Source organism: Paenibacillus sp. FJAT-26967 (assembly GCF_001541095.1).
Lineage (GTDB): Bacteria > Bacillota > Bacilli > Paenibacillales > NBRC-103111 > Paenibacillus_F.
In genome coordinates this window covers 1-11,729 of sequence record NZ_LMXH01000003.1, presented here as the reverse complement: position 1 = coordinate 11,729, position 11,729 = coordinate 1, and the positions used below count along the sequence as shown (strand labels likewise).

The 11,729-nt window shown below is 47.1% G+C and carries 7 protein-coding genes, 1 rRNA gene and 1 riboswitch; all 8 genes read right to left on the bottom strand.

All coding sequences use genetic code 11. The features are described 5' to 3' along the window. Window positions 1-121 precede the first annotated feature (121 nt). The 8 genes from AR333_RS25020 to rrf all read right to left on the bottom strand — a co-directional run bounded on the left by AR333_RS25020 (window position 122) and on the right by rrf (window position 11,487). Window positions 122-850: an ECF transporter S component gene (locus tag AR333_RS25020; protein WP_068776130.1), complete on the bottom strand. Its 729-nt coding sequence runs from the start codon at window positions 848-850 to the stop codon at window positions 122-124. Then, window positions 799-2,502, bottom strand: coding sequence for an ABC transporter ATP-binding protein (locus AR333_RS14635; protein ID WP_068776129.1), 1,704 nt, complete (start codon window positions 2,500-2,502; stop codon window positions 799-801). Before AR333_RS14635 ends, AR333_RS25020 begins: the two co-directional genes overlap by 52 nt. Further along, window positions 2,475-3,365, bottom strand: coding sequence for an energy-coupling factor transporter transmembrane component T (locus AR333_RS14630; protein WP_068776128.1), 891 nt, complete (start codon window positions 3,363-3,365; stop codon window positions 2,475-2,477). Before AR333_RS14630 ends, AR333_RS14635 begins: the two co-directional genes overlap by 28 nt. Next, window positions 3,365-4,324, bottom strand: coding sequence for a DUF4430 domain-containing protein (locus AR333_RS14625; protein WP_068776127.1), 960 nt, complete (start codon window positions 4,322-4,324; stop codon window positions 3,365-3,367). The genes AR333_RS14630 and AR333_RS14625 overlap by 1 nt, the downstream gene beginning before the upstream one ends. A 73-nt stretch (window positions 4,325-4,397) precedes the next feature. After that, window positions 4,398-9,035, bottom strand: coding sequence for an S-layer homology domain-containing protein (locus AR333_RS25445; RefSeq protein WP_068776126.1), 4,638 nt, complete (start codon window positions 9,033-9,035; stop codon window positions 4,398-4,400). Window positions 9,036-9,194: 159 nt separating this feature from the next. After that, a riboswitch (cobalamin riboswitch) is annotated at window positions 9,195-9,394 on the bottom strand. 47 nt (window positions 9,395-9,441) lie between these two features. Then, window positions 9,442-10,410: a hypothetical protein gene (locus AR333_RS14615; RefSeq protein ID WP_068776125.1), complete on the bottom strand. Its 969-nt coding sequence runs from the start codon at window positions 10,408-10,410 to the stop codon at window positions 9,442-9,444. Further along, the gene (locus tag AR333_RS14610) at window positions 10,403-10,966 is read right to left on the bottom strand and encodes an RNA polymerase sigma factor (protein ID WP_253735865.1); all 564 of its coding nucleotides are present in this window, start codon (window positions 10,964-10,966) and stop codon (window positions 10,403-10,405) included. The genes AR333_RS14615 and AR333_RS14610 overlap by 8 nt, the downstream gene beginning before the upstream one ends. Window positions 10,967-11,370: 404 nt before the next feature. Next, window positions 11,371-11,487: ribosomal RNA gene (rrf, locus tag AR333_RS14605) — 5S ribosomal RNA — on the bottom strand. Window positions 11,488-11,729: the final 242 nt, after the last annotated feature.

Here is an 11,729-nt window from a genome sequence, read left to right as displayed (position 1 = left end):
AAATAGCACATAAGAATCTCAAAAGGCAATTAATATAAATTATTTTGGAAATAATTTATATTAATTGAACTGCGGTTATTTATTGTTTACCATATAGAGCTTAAGGACTATAAAACAACATCTAGGGTTCGATAAGTCCGTACTTCATCTTAATGCGATCCAGCTTTTCAAACATGGGCCGGGAAAGAACGAACAGGAAGAATACCGTCGCAATCGCATGTACCAAATCAAACCAAAAACCGGATGCATAGGTAGCGAGCAGCGCTGGCCATGAGAACTGGGAAGTGAACATCATCAGGGAGCCCAGATTAATAATGCCTCCATAAATCACAAACGTCGACACCCCTCCGTAAATACATAGCGATAGCTTTGATTTTTGAAGCAGCCCTTTTTTAAATAAAACACCGGCCAGAAAACCAATGATTCCAAAGCAGAACATCTGCCATGGGGTCCACGGTCCCTGTCCAAAGTAGAAATTAGACACAAAGCCGGCAATAGCCCCTACAAGAAAGCCTGCCTCCGCTCCAAAGCTTACCCCTGCGATAATAACGATAGCGACCACCGGCTTGAACTGGGGCAGCATGAAAAAGGCTGCGCGTCCGGCTACTGCAATCGCCGCCAGTACAGCGATTACGATTAACTCCCGTGCCTGCGGCTTACGATTCTCAAACACCATTGCAAATGGAATCATCGTATAGAGGACAATCAATAAGCTGATGAAATAATATTTCCGGTCGTTTAAGACGAATACCCCCAGCAGGATCGTTGCCGGAATAAGAATAAGGATCAGCAGAGCTGCTAATAAAGTCCGGCGGCTGAGCCGGCGGTTTTCCTGCCGCTTTTCTGGCATCGTTCAATCACATCCTCTACCGTTACTCCTTCACGCCATATGTGGCGTGCCATCCGATTGGCTGCAGTCGTATAAAAGCTGTTGCCTGCGAAAAATGCTTTCGCCCTGTTCGTCGTGATGATCCTTCCGTCAAAAAACATGGCGCACACCTCTGCATACTTGGCGCAAAATTCGATATCATGCGAAACCATGATAATGGTAACCCCTGCAGCATTCAGCTTGTGCAAAAATACGGCGAGTTTCTCTTTGAAAAATCCATCCAGACCTTTGGTCGGTTCGTCCAACAATAAGATCTGCGGCTCCAGCAGGAGTACCTTAGCAAGCGCTGCCCTCTGCTGCTCTCCCCCGCTTAAATCGTAAGGATGCATGGCAAGCAAACTTTCGAGCTCCGCAAAAGCTACCATGGCCTCAATCTTGACCGCTTGTTCTTCTGGAGTCAGATCGGTGCCGGTCAGCATTTCAGCCAAATCCTGTCTGACCGTTTTTTTTACGAACAGCGTTTGCGGATTTTGCGGAAGTATCCCTAAATTGTGGGTGAAGAGCTCCTGAGGCTTCATCCGGGCAGGATTCTGCCCATTCACCTGAACCTTGCCCCGGTAAGGCTGAAGGATACCGCTGATCAGAGATAAAGTCGAAGTTTTACCGGTTCCATTGCCGCCAACTATGCAGTAAAACTGTCCCTTCTTCACTTCAAAAGAAAGATCTTTGATAACATCGGTGCCATTCTTCTCGTATTTAAACCAGACATCCTTAAACTTAATAACAGTGTGGCCCGCCACGTCCGGTGTTTCCTTCTTATCCGCTATTGCCGCTGCCGTCCTATCACTCAGGAAAGCATTCAGCCACTGGCGTCCTTCCTTGACCGTAACCGGATAGCGCAGTTCGCTGCCCGCTCCTGCATAAATCTGCATCGGTGAGGGCATGGAGCGAAACATCGGATGGTTCATCCTGTACAGTTGTTCACCGACCATGTAAGGTACGTCATCCGCTATAATCTTTCCTTCATCCATCACAATCAGACGGTCTGAAACAGGAAGCACCTCTTCGAGACGGTGCTCCGTCATAATAATCGTCGTCCCCAGCTCTTGATTGATTTTCTTCACGGTTTCCAGAAAATCCGCAGCCGCGATCGGATCCAGCTGGGAGGTCGGCTCATCCAGAATTAACACCGAAGGATGCATGGCCATAATGGAGGCCAGATTCAGAAGCTGCTTCTGCCCTCCGGACAACTCGGCTACATTTTTGTGAAACCAGGTTTGTATTCCAAAAAAGCTGGCCATTTCGGCCACACGCAGACGTATCGTACCCGGATCAAATCCCAGACTCTCAAGTCCGAATGCCAGCTCATGCCAGACCTTGTCGGTCACAATCTGATTGTCCGGATTCTGAAGCACGAACCCGATTTCGGATGCCTGCGTGCGCTGCTCCAACTCTTCAATAGGCTGGCCATTGTAATAAATCTCCCCGCTCTTCTTCCCGTGCGGAGTAAGGACGGTTTTGAGCTGTCTGAGCAAAGTGCTCTTGCCGCAGCCCGATTTGCCGCAAATGGTCACAAACTCTCCACTCTGAATCGACAGATTTAGGTGGGATAGCACCTCTCTCTTTTGCTGCGGAAAAGTAAAGACTAGATCTTTGATTTGATAGATTTCCATTTTACTGCCTCCATCAGGTTAATGATTACGGGCATCATGCAGAGAAACATGTAAGCGGTATACACCAGTACGCTCAGCGGTGTAATACTCGCGGCTTTAATAGAGGGGAAGAACCGGATTGTGTTCTCCCCCCATACGGCTCCCAGGAGAAGGATGGAAAGCAGCACCATCATAATGGTGAACACCGTTTTATCCCGGCTGTCAAAGCGATAGATGGAGAAGCTTGTGCGATTAGGAAGTCCATAGCCTCTGGACTTCATGGAGTCTGCAGTTTCAATCGCATTCTCGAGCGCCCATGTGGTCATAATCGAGAGGATCGTCATTCCGTTCCGGGCCCTTCTCAGGATATTGCCTTGAGTGACATCTCTGCCTATACATTTCTGGGCATTCGAAATCACCTTGATTTGCGTGATATATCTGGGTACAAAACGGAGCACCATCGAGAAAATCAAGGATAACGAAGGGATTATTTTACCGAACAGATAAATAAATTTATCCGAAGTCATTACAGCGTTATAGCAGGAGAACCACATGATTACGGTCACGAACATACAGGCTGCCGCCACGCCAAAGAGAATGGACTCCAGCGTAATGGGATTGCCGTTCTTCAAATAAAATAGGATCGTAACTCCCGCATGGTTAAAAACAGGATTCATTACCGCTACGATCAGCAGCAGAGGAATCATGTAGAGCAAATTAAACCGCAAGGCTCTCATGCCCTGTAACATAACGGAGTAAACAAAGGCACTGATAAGGGCGATAACTTGAAACACGGGGTGCATAAAGAACATACTGCACAGCAGTATTCCCATGAAATAGACCAAATTGACAAAGGGATGATAGGAAGAAAAATGATCCGGCATCACTTCTTCTCCCCGGTTGCAGCCATACCTCCGCCGATGTCCCGGCCTAGATCACACGTATACAGCCACTCAACGACATCGCCGTCTTTGAGCATATAACGACTGCTCCCGTAGTTAGGAAACCATCCGTTCACCTTGTACATCCATCCGCTGAGCTCGCCGCAATCGAATTCATACAAATTATGAATGCCTTCGATATAATTGCTGTTATAGATAGGTGTCATCTCGAATTCCATATGAATCTTACTGGTTTTCATTTCCCTAAGCAGGACATCAAACACGGATTCCCCCTCATAGAAGGTAACCGTCTTTGTTTTATAAATCACTCCGTCCTTGGGCAGCACTTCAAGCTTGTCCTTATTAAATAGATCCATATTGTTCAGGATAGTCTTGGCGGATACAGACAGTGTGACAGTCAAACTCTTATTCTTATTGACCTTTATATCCTGCCATTCCACAGGTTTGGGTTTACCTTCCGGTACAGGATCAGTCAGATACTTATCTTTTTTAGGTTCTGCCGGAACCGCCGGTTTGGGTTCCGTCTTGGTTGGAGCAGGTTTGGTTTCCTTTCCCTGCTCTTTTGCCGCAGAACTTTGATCGTCCCCTTTAGCCACGGGCTCTTCCGGCTTTTTATGATCTGAATCTGCTGATTTTTCTTTGTCAGCCGGTTTCTCCGCCTGTGCCTCGCTTGCTGCTTTAGTCTCCTGCGTTTCACTTGCTTCTTTCTTGTCAGCTTCAGATGCCTTATCGCCGATTGGGCCTGCACTATCTGCTGGGCCGCCGTTCTCTTGACCACTTGGCTTCACGGCAGCCGGAGAAGGGCCGCTTTCATTAACAGACTGCGCCTCAGACCCCCCTTGGCTTACCGGGCCCTTCGGAGTATTCCCTCCCCAGAAAAACGCAACCGCGAGTACGCCCAGGATCAATAATGCGGCTATCCATGATTTCTTATTTCTCACTTGTATTTCCCTCCTTAAATAACTAAGCAAGGGCACTGGACTTCAACCCTTGCTTAGCTCTCCAAGTTAAATGCTAGTTAACATCCAACATGTCATAAAGGCCAGACTGACCTTGAACAAAACGGTCATAAGCTACAAGAGCGTACATCGCCTGATCGGTAGCCATAAGATCTATCTCTCCGGGATTGGCTCCACCATTGCCTTTATCACCGGATTTTATATGATAGAATCCGCCCTCTTTAGCGGCAAAGCTCAGTAAAGCATCCACCGGTGAACGGCCGTTCTTGACAAATCTGGAATCCCGATGAGGGTCTATCCCGAGTCCACTCAAGGCAACGATGACCTGGGCTATACTTTCCGAATTAACGGAGCCCCAGCTTGTATAACCGCCATCCGCTGTCTGAGCGGCGGACAGCCACGCGATCCCCCGGTCAACCGCGGCTCTTACATCGGCATTCGTTTTATAGTAAGGAGTGAGCCCTTGAATCACCATGGATGTAACATCCGGATCGGCTTCAGCGGCATTCGTCCCTAATGCCCATCCTCCGCCTTTAATCTCCCGGCCCAGAATGAACTGAATCAGCATTTCTCTAGTTGTCTGCGTCTTTACCCCTGGAACGGCGGGAATCTCATACTGATTGCTGTCAAGAGCAATAAGAGCAAAGGTAGGACCATTAATCCCTTGTTTGATCAGCGTTTCAAAATCAGCAAGTGGTTCCCTCAAGTCATATCCCGCTACATTCTTAATGTCTTTGCCTATTGAGGTTAGAGCCAGAATGACCCGATCATATTCCGTATATTTGATGTGATGCAGTTTGCCCGACTTTTCTTTAAGGATTTTCTCCACATTGGCATAGTATTTAGCATAGTAAGCGTCTGGCACTTCCACACCGGAACGGGCCAGTCCAAGGACTGTCCATTCTCCTCCCACGGTGCCTATAATAGGATCATCCACTGATTTTTGCAGAAAAGCTGCGGTATTCCGGATCTGGCTCGCTACTTCCTCATGCTTGCCTTGAGATGGTTTCCCAGGCTCCGGTTTTTCCCCACCGGGTTTGGAGTCTTTAGAGTAAGTATAGGCTCTTACCGCAACAACAGCTGCCATTTCTCTCGTGGCATAATCTTGCGGCTTGAACTGATTATCATACCCTTGCATCAAATTCAGGGCGATGATCGTTTCCACATCGTTTCGGGCCCAGGAAGAGACCGTATCCAGATCGGTAAGTCCGGCATCGGATTTCAACGGATTAACTCCCAATGCCCTAATAATCATGACGGCCATCTGCTCACGGGTAATCTTATCGTTAGGCTTGAATTCTTCACCGAAGCCGCCGACTATCCCCGCTTTAAAGGCAGCGTTGACTGCTGGATAGAACCATTCGTCCGGACTTACATCCTTGAAGCTGATAACCTTGTCTTCTGTAAAATCAAGTCCCAGCATAGCTGCCAGAATTTTGGTGAATTCTGCTCTGGTTACATCGGCCTGCGGATTGAATTTCCCGCCGCTTCCGTCGATGATGTTATTTGCCGTTGCTTCTTCGATCGCTTGATAAGCCCAGGATGAAATTGTACCTGCATCCTTGTACAGCTTTTTAAGATCCACTTTGCCCGGTTTAGGATCCGGCTGCGGCTGCGGCTTCACAACCGGTGCGGTTTTGCTGGACGTATACGTGATAAGAGTCGCCGCAAAGTTAATTTTGACCACGAGATCGTTGTCTTTCATATAAGCATAGGCTGTCTTGCTGGAGCCCTTGCTCGCCTGTATGCCCGCTTCCTCTGTCTCATAAATGACAATCGGCGTGAACTCTTTGTTGGTAGAGTAGCCGGGGAGCTGCTTTTGACCGTCTTTGAATATATAAGAAATCGGTTTATCAAACACAGCCGGATTCGCCGGATTGCCAGATACGAAAGCATGGTTGATTTTATCCAGCTTCTCGTTGTCCTTCAAAATACCTTTAACAAGCGCTTGAATGCCGCTATCATTCGGGTCTATTGTTGTTAGGAGCTCTAATTGATCATCTCCTGCCGTAAGCTTGGTACCCTTATCGATAACCGCTTGAATGCTGCCTTTGGTAACGGCGAGCCAAGGAATATCATCTTTAGCGTCTTTTAAATTGAGAATAAATTTCGATGCCAGTTCGGGTAGATTAATTGTTATCTTGTCTGTATTTACAAGTTCCTTCGTAATATCCAGAACATAATCCGCTAGAGTATCCTTAGGCACGTTTACTACAGGTGTGCGATCATTAGGATCGATGAGAACCGGTGGTTTAGCAGTCTCCCACTGGCTTAGATCCTGTCCTAAATCAGCACCCAGATTCGTTGTGTAACGCCACTGCAGGCGATCGCCGTTCTGCAGGACGTATTTAGTGGCTCCATAATTGGGATACGATCCGTTGACACTATACATCCAGCCGCTGCCGGTACCATGGTCGAATTCACCATCTCCAGCGATCGATTGCACATAGACACTTCCGTATTTCTCGGTCCACTCATATTCATAAGGTATCCCATTGCTATCTAGCACTCTCTTTAATAAAGTCCATGCCGTATCGCCGGATTGCAGCTCCACGTCCGTAGCAGCGACCACAAACCCTTTATTGATCGTTTCCTTATCGACAGAGATTGTCGCGTAAGGTTTAGGCTGAGGCGTGATTCCGCCTCCCCCGCCGCCAGGCGCTTGAATGGTGCTGCTCGTATAGGCAGCATAATCCGTAAAGTGCTTCGTTTTGACGATCAGATCATTGCCACTGTCGTAGGCATACTCGTGAAGTCCGCTAACTTCTCCTTCGCTGCCGCTGGCATACTTGTGAATGGCGTGCGGAGTCCCGCCTTCTATATAAGCAGCCTCTTTGCCGCTCATCCCTTTGAAAGTTAACGTAACGTACTCGCTGAATTCAACTCTAGCCTGCCCGCCCACGGAAAAAGCTTGGGTAATAGCATCCAGCTTCTTGTTCTTAGGAAGAATCTCGTTAATCTTATCCCTTAGTACCGCATCCGAGAAAAGGACAGGTGAGAGCATCTCAATTGCGGACGCATCTCCGCTTGTCACTTGCGCCCCCTTCGGCAGCAGGACGGATGCACTACCCTTAACCGCTTCTAACTGAGGCAAAGCCTGAGCGGCAGGAAGCTTAACGAAAACCTTCGATTGTTTATCGCCCGGAATCTCAACTCGTATTTCCTTATGCTTATCGCCGGCTGTTACCGGAACAATATAGTTCCGTTCATCTTGCGGTATAGCAAGATTAGGCTGATCGCCCGATGGCAGCCGCAGAACCTTATCCTTCGTCGTATCTTCCTTAACATCGGTCATATCATAGAGACGGGTTTTGCCGTTTACGAACCTGTCATAGGCTACCAGAGCGTAAGTCCCTTGATCCGTAGCCATGCCGTCGACCACCCCGGCTCCTGCGCCGCCGTTTCCGGAACTCCCCGGAAGAATGTGCATAAAGCCGCCTTCAGGGACCGCAAAGCTCATCAGGGCATCGACAGCCGACTGTCCGTTCTTAATAAACCTGGGGTCCGTATGCGGATCGATTCCTAACCCGGTTAAAGCTACGACAACCTGCGCGATACTTTCGCTGTTTACCGTTCCCCAGCTTGCAAAGCCGCCTTCATCCTTCTGGGATTTGGCCAGCCATATGACAGCACGGTCAACAGCCTCTCTTACATCCGCCTGCTGATTATAGTAAGGCGTGAGGCTCTGAATCGCCATACCGGTAATATCCGGATCGGGATTGCTTCCGCTCAGTGCCCAGCCGCCGGCTTCGCCGGTCCCCTTCTTGATCTCCCGGTCCAGAATATAGCGGATCAGCTTTTCTTTGGTTGTCTGTACAGCGGTCCCTGACACTTGAGGAATCTCGTAAGGCTTGCTGTCAAATGCGATCAGGGCAAAGATAGGACCATTAATCCCTTGTCTGATCACATAATTATAATCGGCAAGAGCTTTCCTTATATCGTAGTTAGCCACTTCCGTTATTTCTCTGCCGATAGAAGTAAGCCCCAGAATTAATCTGGAATGTTCCGTACCTTTATTCTTGTCGAGTTTATCGCCGTACTTAGGCATCAACTCTGCGACTTTTTGAGCAACATTCTTGTAGTAAATATCGTAATAACCCGCCGGTACCGGGTAATCGCTTCTGGCCAGGGAAAGGATCGACCATTCTCCTCCACCCGTGCCGAAGGTCGGCTCCGTTACCGATCCTACGAGAAAAGCCAGATTCTTATCCAGCTGTGCTTTTGGGGAGTTAGCGGGATGATCTTTGTAGATAATCTCATAAGATTCGTCTGCTCTATTCCCTGCTCCATCTGCCGCTGTTATTGTTACTGTATTACGACTCGGGACCAGAGAAGCCTGGTACTGTGCACGTGTTGGCAGAATAGTAGTTCCGTTCACCTTCACTTCCGGAACAATGTCTGTATACACATTGTCCGTTACGATGACTTTGAAGCTGATTTCTTTGGTTGATAGGATCTGTTTATCAGTTAACCCTTCTATGGTAATATTCGGATTTTCTGTGTCCGCTTGCAATAAAGCACTTCGGGAATCCTGTAAAGCAGGATATACATCCGTCGTAACGCTTGCCGATTCCTCCGGCCCTGCCGTTACAAGATTCGCCCCATTGGCGCTGGTTACTGTAAGCCCTGCCGAGAACATGGACAAGAACATACACAGAACGAGCGTCCAAGCTATTAATCTGTTTCTCTTCATTTCTTAGTCATCCTTCCTTTCACTTCATTCTGAATCTAGTCCCAAGAATAAATGCGCTAAGCAGCAAAAACCCCTTAACATAAAATGTTAAGAGGTTTAATAGAATACATAGCTAAATAAAGCATGCACTAAAACACCTTCCTATCCATCGTAGAGTTATGGTGTGACGACGGAACAGGCAGGTCTTCTGGCTCAAGCTTCAACACCCTTACAGCCTTCCCAGTTTCCCAGTGGCATTTTGCAAGGACTCTTCTTATACAGCGGCGGGACCGCGCGGGATTTTCACCCGCTTCCCTTTTAACCAATTCATGACTCCCTATTGGGCATGCATAATTGGCACCTGTTCACATATTCGATTTTCTTAGTCATCATAACCAATATATCCGCTTTTGTCATGTTAAAATTTTCACATTGTTCCTTTATAGGTTAATTCCAATCGCTCCAACAGCACAAGTTTGTCTATACCGGCAGCATATCGGTACTTTCTGGTCTCTAAAGTACTGCTGATCTGAAAAGTCCGCTGAACAGGATCATACGTTACCGTATCTCTAAATGTAGCCTGCAGGGCTGCCTGTACATCAATTGACTTAATCACGCCCGCTATATTTTTGTAGATGTGCACATCTTGATCATGGGTAAGAACGACGGCCTCGGTCACTCCATCTCTATCCAGATCCTCCTCATAAATAGCGGCTGCATCCATTTGATAATTGGCGATAATATTATTATCATCTCGAGAAATCCAATAGGTACATCTACGCTCAGGCCCGCATTTACCGTCTAATCGGAGATTGGAGAAACCGAAAGCATCACTTTTCCGGAATTTCACATCGCTCAATCTCCCACAACCGATCTCATAGAACCCCTCATTCGCGGAGCTTAAAAGGTTCGTAGAATCATAACCGAAAAAAGGATTCGGATCTCCTTCCTTCCTATATTCCACATACTTCCCCATCCCATCGCTCGCCACCACTTCTTTAACCGTTACAGATGATAGCGGTATTCGCTCCAATCGGACTCTTCTGATTGCTTTATCTGTCTCGGGAATTACTTTCAAATCTGCTGCAGGTTCATAATTCAGTGTTACATCGTATTCAGAAGCTCCAGGCGGGCTCATTGATCCACTTGAATCTACCCCTTGTTTTAATGGAAAAATAGCGGGCCAGCTATTAGAGAGAGGGACTATCAGTATACTGAGCATGAGTCCAGCCGCGGCTATCGGAAATACAACTTTAAAAAGGACATTATTCATTTTCTTGTAACGGTTGTGTTCAACCCGTTCGATCACGATTTGTTTCATCTTTTCAGTGAACATTCCCTTTTGGGTCATGTCTTCCTTAACTACCCCGTACCAATCTGGTTTGCGGTTATTCATTCTCCATTTCCCTCCATATCTTCTCGACCTTTTTGCGTGCCCTATTGAGTCTGGACTTCACCGTTCCTTGCGGTATACGGAGTACATCCGCAATTTCTTGCATGGTCAGTTCATGTTCCAAATCCAGGATAAGTACTTCCCGCAACTTTCTGGACAGGCCCATAATAATACTGCGAATATCCGCAGCCCCTTGAATTCCGATATAAGTTCCCTCAGCAGACTGCTCTGTTCGTGTATTCCTCACGTTCCCGAAAAGTAAAACCTTGCGAAAATAACTGGACCTCATCTCGTTAACCGCTATATTCCTTGTAATGGCAAAGAGCCATGTCTTGAATGATGATTGCCCCCGGTAAGTATGCAGATGAGAATGAACTTTTATAAAGACCTCCTGTGCAATATCCTTCGATTGCTCCTTGTTTTTGGTTATCGCATAAGCGTATCTCCAAACATCGTCCCCGTATTGATTCATCAGATTATACAACTCCGTACTATCTACATAATCGATATCTTTTAAGTATTCCGATTCCATCTCTGTCACCTCCATCCTATTAGACAAGATACCCTCCTAAATGTTCCCTTTTATCATGCATATTTCTTCAATATTCCTTTGCTCAATAACTTGATTTAGAAAAATGAAAGGAGCGGTCAGCTAAGGATTTATGAATTAAGTAAACCTAATCGAATGTACTGGAATGTACTCAGAAATTTTGTGTATGAACGTTATAAAAAAAAGGCTGCCTGTCTAAAGACAGTCAGCCCTGGATCGCTCTAAAATATATATGCACACATAAGAATTAAGAATTTCTGTTTGTTCACGGTGTCGGTCAAAGATTCATCGCCTGACCTCATCTATATTTCCAACCATGCTGATTCCCGTGAGGACTCTAATGATCACATAATTTATGTGAAGTCGTAAGGATTAAACAAACAAAAAAGCCCACTCAATAGTGGGCTCACTTTGCTTGGCAACGTCCTACTCTCCCAGGACCCTGCGGTCCAAGTACCATCGGCGCTGGAAGGCTTAACGGTCGTGTTCGGGATGGGTACGCGTGGTTCCCTTCCGCCATCGTCACCAAACAGGATGTTCCGAAGTGTTAGAGACTTCGAAAATCGCAGCATCTCCTTGCGGACATACTACTCATAGCAGGGTTGTACCCTGAAAACTAGCAGCGAAAGATGTACTAAGATCCATCCAAAGATCTTGTGGTGCACGGCCATAGGCCATGCTTCCGATGTTGGCCTCTACTCTCGTAAAGACCTGTAGGTCAAGCCCTCGACCGATTAGTATTGGTCAGCTCCACACATTGCTGTGCTTCCAC

Excerpts from the sequence above, each read along its gene's own strand:
- AR333_RS14630 (WP_068776128.1), bottom strand. The coding sequence starts at position 3,365 with ATGCCGGATCATTTTTCTTCCTATCATCCCTTTGTCAATTTGGTCTAT.
- AR333_RS14615 (WP_068776125.1), bottom strand. The coding sequence starts at position 10,410 with ATGAATAACCGCAAACCAGATTGGTACGGGGTAGTTAAGGAAGACATG.
- AR333_RS25020 (WP_068776130.1), bottom strand. The coding sequence starts at position 850 with ATGCCAGAAAAGCGGCAGGAAAACCGCCGGCTCAGCCGCCGGACTTTA.
- AR333_RS25445 (WP_068776126.1), bottom strand. The coding sequence starts at position 9,035 with ATGAAGAGAAACAGATTAATAGCTTGGACGCTCGTTCTGTGTATGTTC.
- AR333_RS14635 (WP_068776129.1), bottom strand. The coding sequence starts at position 2,502 with ATGGAAATCTATCAAATCAAAGATCTAGTCTTTACTTTTCCGCAGCAA.